Genomic DNA, 14391 nt, shown 5'->3' with positions numbered 1-14391 from the left:
GCGCCCCTCTCCCACACGTGGGCGAGGGGCGAAAAACAAGCAACCGTTACTGATGCCGCTTGTCGTGCTCGATCACAGCATAGGCGCTGTGATTGTGGATCGATTCGAAATTCTCGGCTTCCAGCGTGTATGCGACGATGCGATCGTCCGCGTTCAGCCGCATCGCGATATCGCGCACCAGGTCTTCCACGAACTTCGGATTCTCGTAGGCACGCTCGGTAACGAACTTCTCGTCGGGGCGCTTGAGCAGACCCCACAGTTCGCACGATGCCTCTTCCTCAGCCATGCGCACCAGCGCCTCGACATCGAGGTCACCGGCAAGCTCCACGCGCATCGTGATATGCGAGCGCTGGTTGTGCGCGCCGTACTGCGAGATCTTCTTCGAGCACGGGCACAGGCTCGTCACCGGCACCAGCGCGGTCATGAACATGCGTGTCTGGCCGTCACGCGCCTCAGCCACGAGCGTGACTTCGTAGTCCAGCAGCGACTGCACGCCCGACACCGGCGCGGTCTTCGTGATGAAGTACGGGAACGACACTTCGATACGACCCGCATCGGCTTCCAGGCGAACCAGCATGTCGTCGACCAGCGCGCGGAAAGCGGCCAGGTCCAGCGGCGCGCGGTTTTCCTCGAGCAGCGCCACGAAGCGCGACATGTGCGTGCCCTTCTGGTCGGCCGGCAGGCGCACGTCCATATTGAACGTACCGACCGTGCCCACTGCGCCGGCAGGCGTCTTCAGCGTCAGCGGATATCGCACGCCCTTCACGCCGACGCGCTGGATCACGATCTGGCGGGTATCGACGCTCGACTGCACGTCGGGCATGACGAAGGCGGGATTGATGTCATTCATCTACGGTTTCCTCCAGGAGGCCGACAAAGGGGGCGCGGCCATCCTTACGGTCGCGGCGATTTCGCAGAACATCTCTACGCCGCGCAACGAGTGTGAAACGACGGGTCCAGGCTGGATGGGGGCGCCGGCCCGCAGCTGCGAACACAAAAACGGAAAGGCGATTTTACGGGATATTGGACAGTCATGTTCCCGCCCGCCGTGAATCCGCATATTTCATGCGGATAATGCCGCAGCGCTGCAGAAAAATGCCATTCCCGCGCGCCAAAAAACAAACCGGCGCGGGGTTGCCGCGCCGGTTCTCAGTACCGCGTATGACCTGTATCGGTTGGCGTCAGGCCACGCTCGCCACCTTGACCGGTTGCGCCGCCAGGCCGAAGCGCTCGCGCACCGAACGCTCGATGCCGGCCGCGTCGAGGCCGCACAGCGACAGCAGATGCGCCGGATCGCCATGGTCGATGAACTTGTCGGGCAGGCCCAGCACCAACGTCGGCAGTGCGATATCCGCCTCGGCCAGCGCTTCGAGCACGGCGCTACCAGCACCGCCCATCGTGGCGCCCTCTTCCACCGTGACCAGGAAGTCGTGATTGGCGGCCAGTTGCTTGACCAGTTCCACATCGAGCGGCTTCACGAAACGCATGTTGGCCACCGTGGCATCGAGTTGCTCAGCCGCGGTCAGGGCCGGATGCACCATCGAACCGAACGCCATGATCGCCACACGTTGACCTGCGCGGGCATGGCCTTCGCGGCGGATCTCGCCCTTGCCCACCGGCAGCGCGGTCAGTTCGGGCTGCGTGGCCACGCCGACGCCGGCGCCGCGCGGATAGCGCACTGCGGTCGGGCAATCCTGCTGGAACGCGGTCGTCAGCAACTGACGGCACTCGTTCTCGTCTGCCGGCGCCATCACCATCATGTTCGGGATGCAGCGCAGGAACGGGATGTCGTACACACCGGCGTGCGTGGCGCCATCGGCGCCCACCAGGCCAGCGCGGTCCAGCGCGAACACCACTGGCAGGTTCTGCAGCGCCACGTCGTGAATAAGCTGGTCGTAACCACGTTGCAGGAACGTCGAGTAGATCGCCACCACCGGCTTCAGGCCCTCACAGGCCAGGCCGCCGGCAAAGGTCACCGCGTGCTGCTCTGCGATACCGACGTCGTAGTAACGGTCCGGGAAGCGTTTTTCAAACTCGACCATGCCCGAGCCTTCGCGCATGGCCGGCGTCACGCCGATCAGGCGCTTGTCGGCCGCGGCCATGTCGCACAGCCACTCGCCAAACACCTGCGTGTAGGTCTTGCGCGACGGTTTGGCCGACGGACGGATACCCTCGGCCGGATTGAACTTGCCCGGGCCGTGGTAGAGGATCGGATCGGCCTCGGCCAGCTTGTAGCCCTGGCCCTTCTTGGTCACCACGTGCAGGAACTGCGGGCCGTGGCCTTCCAGCGCGCGCTGGCGGATGTTCTGCAGCGTCGGGACCAGCGACTCGAGGTCGTGGCCGTCGATCGGGCCGACGTAGTCGAAACCGAATTCCTCGAACAGCGTGGCCGGCACGACCATGCCCTTGGCATGTTCTTCCAGACGCTTGGCGAATTCGAGCACCGGCGGCGCCACCGACAGCACCTTCTCGATGCCCTTCTTCGTGGCCGCGTAGAACTGGCCCGACATCAGGCGCGCCAGGTGCTTGTTCAACATGCCCACCGGCGGGGAGATCGACATGTCGTTGTCGTTCAGCACCACCAGCATCGGCAGGTCCTTGTAGACGCCCGCATTGTTCATGGCTTCGAAAGCCATGCCGGCGGTCATCGCGCCATCGCCGATCACGGCGATACCCACGCGCTTCTCGCCCCGGGTACGGGCACCGAGCGCCATGCCCAGCGCCGCGGAAATCGACGTCGACGAATGCGCAGTACCGAAAGTGTCGTACTCGCTCTCGGCACGGCGCGGGAAGCCGGAGATGCCACCATACTGGCGCAGCGTCGACATGCGGTCACGGCGGCCAGTCAGGATCTTGTGGGGATAGCTCTGGTGACCCACGTCCCAGACCACGCGATCGTTCGGTGTGTCGAAGACATAGTGCAGCGCGATCGTCAGCTCCACCGTGCCGAGGTTGGACGACAGGTGCCCGCCGGTTTGCGAGACCGATTCGAGCACGTAGGCGCGGAGTTCCTCGGCCAGCGTGTCGAGCTGGCGACGGTCCAGCTTGCGCAGGTCCGCGGGGTCGTCGATTTTATTGAGCAGCGTGTAGGTCATGGTGTCCGTTCGGCCGCCGGATTCTGTGCGTCCGGCTTTTCAGTTCAGTTTGAGCGCAGCACGATCAGGTCGGCCAGTTCGGCGAGCCGGCCAGCGCGTGCGCCGAATCCCTCCAGCGCCTCGTGGGCGTCGGTGCGAAGCTGGGCAGCCAGTTCGCGTGCGGCATCCAGGCCAAGCAGCGATACGTAGGTCGGCTTGTCGTTCGCGGCATCCTTGCCCGCCGTCTTGCCAAGCGTTGCCGTGTCGGCAGTGACGTCGAGAATATCGTCCACGACCTGGAACGCCAATCCCACGGCCGCGGCATATCGATCAAGCGCCACAAGGCCGGCCTGGTCGATGTTTCCGCACAACGCACCCATGCGCACGCTGGCGCGCAACAGGGCGCCAGTCTTCATGCGGTGCATGCCTTCGAGTGCCTCACGGGTCATGGCCTTGCCGACGTTCTGGAGATCGATGGCTTGTCCACCGCACATGCCCACCGAGCCCGATGCCACGGCCAGTTCCGCCACCACTTTCAGGCGCGCTTCCGCGGCCAGTGCCGGGGTCTGGGCCAGCACGATGAACGCCTGGCTCTGCAATGCGTCACCCACCAGCAGGGCCGTGGCCTCGTCATAGGCCTTGTGGACCGTGGGACGTCCGCGGCGCAGATCGTCGTCGTCCATGCAGGGCATGTCGTCGTGGACCAGCGAATAGGCGTGAATCATCTCGACGGCACATGCTGCGGCATCGCAAGCCTCGGGTGTCGCACCGACCACCTCGCCCGCAGCGTGCACTAACAGGGGGCGCACACGCTTGCCACCGCCGAGCACAGCATAGCGCATCGCCTCATGGAGGGTGTGTGGAATTGTGTCCGTGGACGGTAGGGCCGCTTCCAAAGCGGCTTCGGTGCGGGCGCCCTGCGCCCGCATCCAGGTGGCGAAATCGCTCATTCGAAATCTGCGCTGTTGCTATCTGCGTTGTTCTGGGTGCGCGACTCGCCGGCAAGCGGCTTCAGTGCGTCACCTTCGAGTACCTTGACCTGCTGCGCCACGCGCTCCAGGCTCTGCTGGCAAAAACGCACCAGCTCGGCACCGCGGCGGTAGGCGGCAAGCGATGCCTCGAGCGGCAGATCGCCGCTTTCCATGCTCGCCACCAGCGTTTCCAGCTCGGCCATTGCGGCCTCATAGGAAGCCGGCGGCACGCTGGCGGCCGGCGTATCTTCAGGCTGGACCGGGGCGGTCGTGGTTCTTGGCATGTCAGGCCTTCATCAGGGGAATCCGGGATTTTACGCCAATCCTGAGCTTGGTCGCAGAATCGCCTGACCGGCGCAATAGCCATATCGTCCATGTGGATATCTACCTGGCACCGGGTTTTGACAGGGAAGTGACGTGTGCGGCCGGGTCGTCATTCGGAATGCGCCCGAAAGGGCACCTCCATGACGACCCGGGTCGACTTTTTCGCTAAAAAGGCAAAAAAATCAGGCCCTTAACTTTTTGGCTCGGGTACAATCCCGGGCTCGTCAGCGAGTTCCAGGCCGTTGCGTCCGCACCAACATGACCGCTCATACGCGGTGTGTCGGCGGGCACATTTTCCCCATCACTAACCCCGGGGGAACCTGGCCGGATCCTGCTCGTCTGACACGGTTTCCCAAATCGATTCATATTTCGATGGTTGGGTTGTTCACTGCTTTCGCCTGTTATAGGGAGTGGGGATAATGTCCAATCTCAGCACCGCGCTCAAGCTGGCGCCGGCTGATTCGCAGTTGCCCGTGAATGTCTACTTTGACGAGGCACTGCATCAACAAGAACTGGAACTGCTGTTCAAGAATGGCCCCGGCTACGTCGGCCACGAACTGATGGTGCCGGAGACCGGCGACTTTCAGACGCTGGCCGCCGAGGACGAAGGCCGTATGCTGGTGCGCAACCCCGACGGCATCGAACTGCTGTCGAACGTGTGCCGCCATCGCCAGGCCATCATGCTCAACGGCCGCGGCAATGCCAGGAACATCGTCTGCCCGCTGCATCGCTGGACATACGACCTCAAGGGTGGCCTGCTCGGCGCGCCACACTTCGAGAAGCAGCCCTGCACGCACCTGAACCGCTCGCCGCTGCAGAACTGGAACGGCCTGCTGTTCGAGGGCAAGCGCGACGTGCGCGCCGACCTGGCAAAGCTCGGCGTGGCGCAGGACCTGAACTTCGACGGTTACAAGCTCGACCACGTGGAAGTCCACGACTGTGATTACAACTGGAAGACCTTCATCGAGGTCTACCTGGAGGACTATCACGTCGTGCCGTTCCACCCGGGCCTGGGCAGCTTTGTCTCCTGCGACGACCTCACGTGGGAATTCGGCGACTGGCATAGCGTGCAGACCGTGGGCCTGCATGCTGGCCTGAAGCGCCCGGGCACCCCTACGTACGAGAAGTGGCACGAGGCCGTGTTGCGCTTCAACAACGGGCAACTGCCGAAGCACGGCGCGATCTGGCTGACCTACTTCCCCAACATCATGGTGGAGTGGTACCCGAACGTGCTCTGCATTTCGACGCTGCACCCGTTGGGCCCGCGCAAGACGCGCAATATCGTCGAGTTCTACTACCCCGAGGAAATCGCGCTGTTCGAGCGCGAGTTCGTCGAGGCCGAGCGCGCTGCCTATATGGAAACGTGCATCGAGGACGACGAGATCGCTGAGCGCATGGACGCTGGCCGCCTGGCGCTGATGAAGCGCGGTATCAGCGAGACCGGCCCCTACCAGTCTCCGATGGAAGACGGCATGCAGCACTTCCACGAGTGGTACCGCCGCGTGATGGACTACAACAGGTAACTGGCGTGCGCTGATCGCCCGTTATCGGTGGATGCCAGCAAACGGACCGCGAGAGCGGTCCGTTTTGCATTGGTGCGGCCGCCGGAGCACTGCTAGAATCCGTCTCTTATTCGTTGCTTTTACAACGGTTTGCCTGCCTTTGGCGCCGTGCCGACACCGGCACACGCTTCCGTTCCGCCCCCCTCGCCCTCACCCGCCATCATGCAATCGCTCTGGATGTTGTTCGCCGCCTTCTCGTTCTCGTTGATGGGGGTGGGTGTCAAGCTGGCGGCCGAGTTCTACACCACGGGCGAGATCGTCTTCTATCGCAGCCTCATCGGCGTGACGATCATGTGGATCATGCTGGCCTCGCGCGGAGTACCGGTGAGCACGCCGCACATGGCCACTCACATCAAGCGCAGCGTGTTCGGCGTGACGGCACTGCTGCTCTGGTTCACCTCGATCTCGATGCTGCCGCTGGCCACGGCCATGACGCTCAATTACATGTCGCCGGTCTGGATCGCCCTGATCCTCGGCGCCAGCGCCGCGCTTGCCGGTACGGCCGGGGCGGCGGATCGCAAGCTGATCGGCGCAATCCTGCTGTCGTTTGCCGGCGTGATCTGTCTGCTGCAACCCTCGGTTGGCCAGGACCAGCTCACTGGCGGCCTGATCGGCCTGATCTCGGGCGTGTTCACGGCGCTGGCCTATGTCGAAGTGCGCCAACTCGGCCAACTGGGCGAGCCGGAAGGCCGCATCGTGTTCTACTTCTCGGCCGTGGGGCTGGTGTGCGGCCTGGTCTGGATGCTGTTTACCGGCGTGAGCCCGCACACGTGGCATAGCGCGGGCCTGCTCCTGGCGATCGGCATCCTCGCCACGCTTGGCCAGACGTCGATGACGCGCGCCTACAAGCGCGGCAACACGCTGCTGACCGCCAACCTGCAGTACGCGGGCATTGTGTTTTCCAGCCTGTGGGGCATCCTGGTGTGGAGCGACAAGCTCAACTGGATCTCGTGGCTGGGCATGGCACTGATCGTAGCCAGCGGCATCGCCACCACGCTCACCCGCGCACGCGCTACAGACAAACACCCCACGCCGGCCACCCCGGTCAAGTCACTCGAGGCCGAGGTGCATCCGGAGGTGTAGGCCGGTGTAGCATTGGCGGCATGTTCCCGACACGTAACGCAGACAGGACTTTCATGCCGACTCCGCTGATCACCGCCACCGAACTCGACCAACTGCGCGCCGCCGGCAAGCCGCGCGTGGTCGTCTTCGACTGCTCGTTCGACCTGACCAACCCCGCCGCCGGCCGCGATAGCTATCAACAAGGCCATATCCCCGGCGCGTATTACCTCCACCTCGACAACGAACTCTCCGGACCGAAGACGGGCCTCAGCGGTCGCCACCCGCTGCCTGATGCCGAACTGTTCGCGGCGCGCCTGCGCGTGCTGGGCGTCGATAACGATACGCTGGTCGTGGCCTATGACGGACAAGGCAGCATGTATGCCGCACGGCTCTGGTGGATGCTGCGCTGGGTCGGCCATGCCGCGGCGCTCGTGCTCGATGGCGGACGCAATGCGTGGGTGGCGGCTGGGCTGCCGCTAGAGCATGGCGCAACGGCCGAGCCGGAGATTGGAGGTAACCTGCTGCGCCGTGCGTCACTGGTGAAGACCGTGGATGCCGACGCGCTGGTGGCGAACCTGAGCCAGCCTTCGCTGCTGGTCGTCGACGCCCGCGCCGCCGACCGCTTCCGTGGCGAAAACGAAACGCTCGACCCGGTGGGCGGCCATATTCCCGGCGCCGCCAATCGTTTCTTCAAGGACAACCTGACGGCTGACGGCTACTTCAAGCCGGCCGATCAGTTGCGCGCCGACTTCGGACAGGTGTTCGCGGGCAAGGCCCCGGCGCAGACGGTGATGCAGTGCGGCTCGGGCGTCACGGCCTGCCACAATCTTCTGGCACTGGAAGTCGCCGGCCTGACCGGCGCGGCGCTCTATCCGGGCTCATGGAGCGAGTGGTGCGCTGACCCGAAGCGGCCAGTCGCCACCGGCAGCTAAGCCGGAATTCCCGCCGGTGACATCAGTTCGATGTCACCCCGGCGGCGGTGCGCGAGTGGCGATGCCCGTGTTGCTCGTGCACGCCATTCGTGATGAAGACGATGGCCGCAATGCCGGCCGCCACCAGCACCACCTGCACCGCCGACTCCTTGAGTCGCGGCTTGCGCTGCATCTGTGGCATCAGATCGCTCACGGCAATGTAGAGGAAGCTGCTCGACGCGATCACCAGCACGTACGGAATCCAGCCCGTGAGCTGGTCGAGCAGGAAATATCCGACCAGCCCGCCGATGATGGCCGCCAGGCTCGACAGCAGGTTGAACGCAAACGCGCGCGCCTTCGAGAACCCGGCATTCAGCAGCACGATGAAGTCGCCCACTTCCTGCGGGATTTCGTGCGCGGCGATCGCCAGCGCGGTGACGATGCCGATATGCGGATTGGCAAGAAACGCGGCGGCAATCACGATGCCATCGGCAAAGTTGTGGAAGGTGTCGCCCACCAGGATCGTCAGGCCGCTGCGCCCCGCTTCCTCGCGGTCGTGCCCGTGATGGTGATGATGCCCGTCGCCCTCGTGGTGATGCGAATGACGCAGCAGCGAGATCTTCTCCAGCAGGAAGAAGCCAAGAAGCCCCGCCAACAATGTGCCGAACAGGGCGCGCGGATCGGCGCCGGATTCGAAAGCCTCGGGCAGCGAATGCAGCAGCGCGGTGGCCAGCAGCACTCCGACCGAAAAGCTCACCATGCGCTCCACCACACGCGACGCGACGGTCAGCGAGAGCAGCGCCGCGCCAAAAATGCTGCCGACGCCCGAGATTGTCGCGGCCAGCAGGATGTAAAGAAGCGTGGAATGGATGATGGGCTCCCCGGAACCGGTGTCCGCCCGGAGTCGGGCAGGCGCCACCGATTAACGCAACAATGTTGCAAAAACGTGAAAGCGGCATTGTACGTACGTCCGCACAGTCTTTGCAATGACCGCAACGCCGGAAGGGCCAGATGGACCTGATGGCCCTTCCGGTGAGTCAGGTCAGGCGACCTTGTGTTGACGGAACCAGTCGAGGCAGCGCTGCCAGCCGTCCTTGGCAGCCGACTCCACATAGCTGGCGCGATAGTCGGCGTTGAAGGCGTGCCCGGCTTCCGGGTAGACCACGAACCGCGACGCCTTGGCGTTCGGATTGGAAGAGGCGGCCAGCGCGGCCTTCATCCGCTCCACCTGCTCCTGCGTAATACCAGTGTCCTTGCCGCCATACAGACCCAGCACCGGCGCATCGAGTTCGTTGACGATATCGACCGAATTGCGCGGCTTGAGCGTTGTCGGCTCGCCCACAAGCTGCCCATACCACGCCACGCCGGCCTTCACGCGATTGTTGTGCGCCGTGTAAAGCCACGTGATGCGACCTCCCCAGCAGAACCCGGTAATGGCCAGACGGCTCAGGTCGCCACCATTGGCGCCGGCCCAGGCCACGCAGGCGTCGAGATCGCCCATCACTTGGGCGTCGGGCACCTTCTGGATGATATTGGCCTGCAACTCCTGGATCGTGCCGTAGCTGCTCGGGTCACCCTGACGCGCGAACAGCTCGGGCGCAATCGCCAGATAGCCCAGCTTGGCGAAGCGGCGGCAGATATCCGCGATGTGTTCGTGCACGCCGAAGATCTCGCTGATCACCAGCACCACCGGCAGGTTTGTCTTGCCTTCGGGCTGTGCGCGGTAGACCGGCATCTTGAAACCATTCGACTCGACCGTGACCTCTCCAGCCGTCAGGCCCTTGAAATCGGTCTTGATGGTCGTGGCGTGAACCGGCAGCACGGCGGCCGCGAAAGCCGATCCGAGTGCGGTCTTGACGAAACTGCGGCGGTCGAACGTCTGACCAGGAACGAGGCTTTCGACTTCGGGCTTCAGCATGGGGCGGTCTCCTTGATCACGGAAAATCGGATAAGTGATGCAGACATCGCCGCCAATTCTAAGCAATCCTGGAACAAGTGGGGCCGGCGGCACGCATCATGGGTGGCGCCGGCCTCCGCCCGCTGCGCCTAATGCAGCTTCACGCGCGGGCTGGTCTTGCTGCGCAGCCAGTGCGTGATGGTGTCCAGCCCCATGCCAATGGCTCCATGCAGCGCCATTACGTGCATCCGGTACAGCGACGTGTACATGAAGCGCGCGAACAGCCCCTCGATGAACATCGAACCACCGATCAGGCCACCCATCAGACTGCCCACTGCGCTGAAGTGGCCCAACGACACCAGCGAGCCGAAATCCTTGAAGCCGAACTTTGGCAGCGGCTTGCCAGCCAGCCGCGCACGAATCGCGTCATAGAGGAAGGTTGCCTGCTGGTGCGCGGCCTGAGCGCGCGGCGGCACGGTGGTCTGCTTCTCGGGCCACGGCGCGGCAGCGCAATCGCCGAACGCGAAGATGTCCGGATCCGTCTCGCACTGCAGCGTCGGGCCCACGACGATCTGGCCCATCTTGCTGACTGGCAGGCCGAGCGTGCGCAACACACCCGGCGCGGTAATACCCGCCGCCCACACCGTCAGATCGGCATCGACATGCTTGCCGCTGGCGGTCAGCACGGCGTCCTTCGTGACTTCGGTCACGCGTTCCGAGGTGAACACGTCGACGTCGAGCTTGCGCAGCAGCTTGGTCGTCTCGGCCGATACACGCTCCGACAGCGCCGGCAGGATGCGCGGGCCCGCCTCGACGATATGGATGCGTACGTCGCGACGCGGATCGAGCTGGTGCAGCCCGTACGCATTGAGCACGTGCGCCGTATTGCGCAACTCCGCTGACAGCTCGACCCCCGTCGCGCCGGCGCCGATGATCGCCACGTCGACCCGTGGGCGGCCATCCTCCCCGACTCGGCCCCGGCCGTTCTGCGCGCGCACGCACGCGGCAATCAGCTTGCGCCGGAAGCGCTCTGCCTGATCGACCGTATCGAGCGCGATCGCGTTCTCGGCGGCTCCGGGCACACTGAAGAAATGCGTGACGCAACCGATGGCGAGCACGAGCGTGTCATACGGCAATTCCCGGGAAGGCAGCAATTCCGCGCCATCCTGATCGAGGCACGCCGCCACCTTGACAAGCTTGCGCTCCCGGTCGATGCCGGTCAGTTCACCTTGCTGGAATTCGAAGTAGTGCCAACGCGCCTGGGCCACGTACTCGAGCTGGTGCGTGTTTGGGTCCATGCTGCCCGCCGCGACCTCGTGCAGCAGCGGCTTCCAGATGTGCGTGGGCGAGCGGTCGACCAGCGTCACCTGCGCCGTACCAGACTTGCCAAGCTTGTCGCCCAACCGCGTGACAAGCTCGAGCCCGCCGGCTCCGCCACCGACCACGATGATCCGGTGTGCCTGCTTCTCCGATCGTGCCACCGTGCCGGGCTGGGTGCTTGCGGTTGCCGCCTCCCTCTGCGTGCTGTCCTCTTTGTCGTATGCGTGACTCATGGTCTACCCGATGTTTTCAATTTGAAAACCGGCAGGCCTCGTCGGCGACTTTCTATTGTCGTCTTGCGCCGCGAAGCCGATGTTCTTGCAGCATTTCTTGATGTACCGCAAATGCGTTCATTGCTACCAGTGTGCTGCAGAGCAGCACCCCTGACAAGCCTTCCGCAGTCGCTTCAATCAGTACTCTTATGCATACATCGGCATCGCATTGAGGACATCCTCTTCGCGAGGATCAGTGGGCCTCTTCCCAGTTCGCACCACTACCCACTTCGGCAACCAACGGCACATTGAGGGTGGCCACCGCGCACATCAGCTCAGGCAGCTTCACGCGGACCAGTTCGAGTTCGGCCTGCGGCACTTCAAGCACCAGTTCGTCATGCACCTGCATGATCTGGCGCGTGCCGAGACGCTCGCCTTCGAGCCAGTCCTGCACGGCGATCATCGACAGCTTGATCAGATCGGCCGCGGTGCCCTGCATCGGCGCGTTGATGGCCGCGCGTTCTGCGGCCTGACGGCGCGGGCCATTGCCGCCGTTGATGTCCGGCAGCCAGAGGCGGCGGCCGAACACGGTCTCGACATAGCCCTGCTCGCGCGCCGTCTGGCGCGTCTGCTCCATGTAGTGCGCCACGCCGGGGTAACGCATGAAGTAGCGGTCGATATAGTGCTTGGCCGCCTCGCGCTCGATGCCAAGGTTGCTGGCCAGCCCGAACGCGCTCATGCCATAGATCAGGCCGAAGTTGATCACCTTCGCATAGCGGCGCTGCTCGCTGTTGACGGCCTCGCGCTCGACGCCGAAGATTTCGCCGGCCGTGGCACGGTGAATATCCTCGCCATTGGCGAACGCGCGCAGCAGGTTTTCGTCGCCCGAGATATGCGCCATGATGCGCAGTTCGATCTGTGAATAGTCGGCCGAGACGATCACGTTGCCGGGCGCGGCGATGAACGCCTCGCGAATGCGGCGACCTTCCTCGGTGCGCACCGGAATGTTCTGCAGGTTCGGATCGGTCGATGCCAGGCGCCCCGTCACCGCAGTGGCCTGCCCGTAGCTCGTATGCACGCGCCCGGTATTCGGGTTGACCATCTTCGGCAGCTTGTCCGTGTAGGTGGACTTCAGCTTCGACAGGCCCCGGTAGTCCAGCAGCAGCTTGGGCAGCGGATAGTCGTCCGCCAGCTTCTGCAGCACCTCTTCATCGGTCGACGGCGCGCCGCTGGCGGTCTTCTTGACCACCGGCAGCTTCATCTGGTTGAACAGGATCTCGCCGATCTGCTTTGGCGATCCGAGATTGAACGGCTGACCCGCCGCATCGTGCGCGGCGCGCTCGAGGTCCATCATGCGTTGACCAAGCTCGGCGCTCTGCGCGGCCAGGCGGTCGGCATCGATCAGCACGCCGTTGCGCTCGATCTTCTGCAGCACCACCGAGACCGGGATCTCGATCTGTTCGTAGACGTACTTCAGCCCTTCCGATGCCTCGAGCTGCGGCAGCATCTTGCGATGCAGGCGCAGCGTCACGTCGGCATCCTCGGCCGCGTATTCGGTGGCGCGCGACAGGTCGATCTGGTCGAAGCCGATCTGGTTCGCACCCTTGCCACAAACTTCCTCGTACGTGATCGTCTTCAGGCTCAGCAGGCGCTCGGCCAGGCTATCCATGCCGTGATTGCGGTACGAAGCCAGCACGTAGCTTTCCAGCATCGTGTCATGCGCGATGCCGCGCAGCGCCACGCCGTGGTTGGCAAACACGTGCGAGTCGTACTTCAGGTGCTGACCGAGCTTCGGACGCGCCGGATCCTCGAGCCAGCCGCGCATACGCTCGAGCACGTACTCGCGCGAGAGCTGGCCATGGTTCTCGAGGCCCGCGACGTCCGGGCCGCGATGCGCCACGGGAATATAGGCAGCCGCGCCCGGTTCGACCGACAGCGAGATGCCGACGAGCTGCGCCAGCATCGGATCGAGCGAGGTCGTTTCGGTGTCGACGGCGACGATCGGCGCATCGGCGATCTTGCGCAGCCATTCGTCGAGCTCGGCCTCGGTGGTCACGGTCTCGTAGTTGATCTCGGCCGGGGGCACATCTTCGGCTGGGGCGTCGGCCTGCGCCGGCGCATCGAACAGCCCGCCCTGCGCCGGCGTAGGCTTCGGCACCGCGCGCGCTGCCGCGCGTGCGTTCGGCAACGACTCACCGGTTGCCTCGCGCAGCCACGACTTGAATCCGTAGCGCTGGAAGAACGCGATCAGCTTTTCCTTGTCTTCGCCAAGGTCGTGCAGCGCCTGGAAATCGGCAACGGCACCGCTCAGGTCGCAATCGGTCTTGACCGTGACCAGTTCCCGCGCGCGCGGGAGCCATTCGAGCGTGTTGCGCAGGTTCTCGCCCACCACGCCCTTGATCTTCTCGGCGTTGCCCATGATCTCGTCCAGCGTGCCGTATTCGGTCAGCCATTTGACGGCGGTCTTCGGACCGACCTTCGGCACGCCAGGCACGTTGTCCACCGCGTCACCGATCAGCGACAGGTAGTCGACGATGCGCTCGGGCGGCACGCCGAACTTCGCCACCACACCCGGCGGATCGAGGACCTCGCCGCTCATGGTGTTGACCAGCGTGACGGTGTCATTGACGAGCTGCGCAAGATCCTTGTCGCCCGTAGAAACGACCGTGTTCACGCCCTGCTGCGACGCCTGGAGCGCGAGCGTGCCGATCACGTCGTCGGCCTCCACGCCTTCCACGACCACGATCGGCCAGCCAAGCGCGCGCACGGCCTCGTGGATCGGCTCGATCTGCTTCGCAAGGTCCTCAGGCATCGACGGGCGATGCTCCTTGTATGCCGGATACATGTCATCCCGGAACGTCTTGCCCTTGGCGTCGAACACACAGGCGATATACTGTGCCGGGTAATCATTGCGCAGCTTGCGCAGCATATTGATCATGCCGTAGATTGCCCCGGTGGGCAGACCTTCGCCATTCCTCAGGTCCGGCAGAGCGTGATACGCGCGATATAGATAGCTCGATCCATCGACGAGCAAGAGTGTTTTTGGACTATCCGACAT

At 64.1% G+C, this 14391-nt stretch carries 11 protein-coding genes; 3 read left to right on the top strand and 8 right to left on the bottom strand.

The features are described from left to right. Nucleotides 1–46: 46 nt before the first annotated feature. The 4 genes from folE2 to D769_RS22660 all read right to left on the bottom strand — a co-directional run bounded on the left by folE2 (nucleotide 47) and on the right by D769_RS22660 (nucleotide 4329). Entirely contained in the window at nucleotides 47–850 is an 804-nt protein-coding gene (gene folE2 / locus D769_RS22675; RefSeq protein ID WP_008649847.1) for a GTP cyclohydrolase FolE2, read from the bottom strand. 331 nt (nucleotides 851–1181) lie between these two features. Beyond that, the gene (gene dxs / locus D769_RS22670; RefSeq protein ID WP_008649846.1) at nucleotides 1182–3095 is read right to left on the bottom strand and encodes a 1-deoxy-D-xylulose-5-phosphate synthase; all 1914 of its coding nucleotides are present in this window, start codon (nucleotides 3093–3095) and stop codon (nucleotides 1182–1184) included. Between the two features lie 44 nt (nucleotides 3096–3139). Continuing rightward, nucleotides 3140–4024, bottom strand: a complete 885-nt coding sequence (locus D769_RS22665) for a farnesyl diphosphate synthase (protein WP_008649845.1) — start codon at nucleotides 4022–4024, stop codon at nucleotides 3140–3142. Then, nucleotides 4021–4329, bottom strand: a complete 309-nt coding sequence (locus tag D769_RS22660) for an exodeoxyribonuclease VII small subunit (protein ID WP_008649843.1) — start codon at nucleotides 4327–4329, stop codon at nucleotides 4021–4023. The genes D769_RS22665 and D769_RS22660 overlap by 4 nt, the downstream gene beginning before the upstream one ends. Before the next feature lie 459 nt (nucleotides 4330–4788). Here D769_RS22660 and D769_RS22655 point away from each other — a divergent pair, with 459 nt between their 5' ends. From D769_RS22655 to D769_RS22645, 3 genes are all read left to right on the top strand, one after another. Continuing rightward, nucleotides 4789–5892: an SRPBCC family protein gene (locus D769_RS22655; protein WP_008649842.1), complete on the top strand. Its 1104-nt coding sequence runs from the start codon at nucleotides 4789–4791 to the stop codon at nucleotides 5890–5892. Between the two features lie 201 nt (nucleotides 5893–6093). Beyond that, on the top strand, nucleotides 6094–7014 hold the full coding sequence (locus tag D769_RS22650) for a DMT family transporter (RefSeq protein WP_008649840.1): 921 nt from the start codon (nucleotides 6094–6096) through the stop codon (nucleotides 7012–7014). 53 nt (nucleotides 7015–7067) lie between these two features. Next, a complete protein-coding gene (locus D769_RS22645) occupies nucleotides 7068–7925 on the top strand; it encodes a sulfurtransferase (RefSeq protein ID WP_008649838.1) in 858 nt (285 codons plus the stop codon). A 22-nt stretch (nucleotides 7926–7947) separates the two neighbouring features. Here the strand turns inward: D769_RS22645 and D769_RS22640 are convergent, their stop codons facing one another. From D769_RS22640 to polA, 4 genes are all read right to left on the bottom strand, one after another. Further along, the gene (locus D769_RS22640) at nucleotides 7948–8823 is read right to left on the bottom strand and encodes a ZIP family metal transporter (RefSeq protein WP_008649836.1); all 876 of its coding nucleotides are present in this window, start codon (nucleotides 8821–8823) and stop codon (nucleotides 7948–7950) included. A gap of 123 nt (nucleotides 8824–8946) precedes the next feature. After that, nucleotides 8947–9822, bottom strand: coding sequence for a dienelactone hydrolase family protein (locus tag D769_RS22635; RefSeq protein ID WP_008649833.1), 876 nt, complete (start codon nucleotides 9820–9822; stop codon nucleotides 8947–8949). A gap of 128 nt (nucleotides 9823–9950) precedes the next feature. Next, nucleotides 9951–11354 carry an NAD(P)/FAD-dependent oxidoreductase gene (locus D769_RS22630; protein ID WP_008649832.1) on the bottom strand — a complete coding sequence of 468 codons (1404 nt, stop codon included), beginning with the start codon at nucleotides 11352–11354 and terminating at the stop codon, nucleotides 9951–9953. Nucleotides 11355–11586: 232 nt separating this feature from the next. Then, the gene (gene polA / locus D769_RS22625; protein ID WP_008649830.1) at nucleotides 11587–14391 is read right to left on the bottom strand and encodes a DNA polymerase I; all 2805 of its coding nucleotides are present in this window, start codon (nucleotides 14389–14391) and stop codon (nucleotides 11587–11589) included.

The organism is Cupriavidus sp. HMR-1 (genome assembly GCF_000319775.1).
Taxonomy (GTDB): Bacteria; Pseudomonadota; Gammaproteobacteria; order Burkholderiales; family Burkholderiaceae; genus Cupriavidus; species Cupriavidus metallidurans.
The sequence above is the reverse complement of the archived record's forward strand: the minus strand, read 5'-3'. Positions and strand labels throughout refer to the sequence as shown.

Bases quoted from the DNA above. Each gene is read 5' to 3' on its own strand.
- folE2 (WP_008649847.1), bottom strand. From the start codon at position 850: ATGAATGACATCAATCCCGCCTTCGTCATGCCCGACGTGCAGTCGAGC.
- dxs (WP_008649846.1), bottom strand. From the start codon at position 3,095: ATGACCTACACGCTGCTCAATAAAATCGACGACCCCGCGGACCTGCGC.
- D769_RS22665 (WP_008649845.1), bottom strand. From the start codon at position 4,024: ATGAGCGATTTCGCCACCTGGATGCGGGCGCAGGGCGCCCGCACCGAA.
- D769_RS22660 (WP_008649843.1), bottom strand. From the start codon at position 4,329: ATGCCAAGAACCACGACCGCCCCGGTCCAGCCTGAAGATACGCCGGCC.
- D769_RS22655 (WP_008649842.1), top strand. From the start codon at position 4,789: ATGTCCAATCTCAGCACCGCGCTCAAGCTGGCGCCGGCTGATTCGCAG.
- D769_RS22650 (WP_008649840.1), top strand. From the start codon at position 6,094: ATGCAATCGCTCTGGATGTTGTTCGCCGCCTTCTCGTTCTCGTTGATG.
- D769_RS22645 (WP_008649838.1), top strand. From the start codon at position 7,068: ATGCCGACTCCGCTGATCACCGCCACCGAACTCGACCAACTGCGCGCC.
- D769_RS22635 (WP_008649833.1), bottom strand. From the start codon at position 9,822: ATGCTGAAGCCCGAAGTCGAAAGCCTCGTTCCTGGTCAGACGTTCGAC.
- D769_RS22630 (WP_008649832.1), bottom strand. From the start codon at position 11,354: ATGAGTCACGCATACGACAAAGAGGACAGCACGCAGAGGGAGGCGGCA.
- polA (WP_008649830.1), bottom strand. From the start codon at position 14,391: ATGTCGGATAGTCCAAAAACACTCTTGCTCGTCGATGGATCGAGCTAT.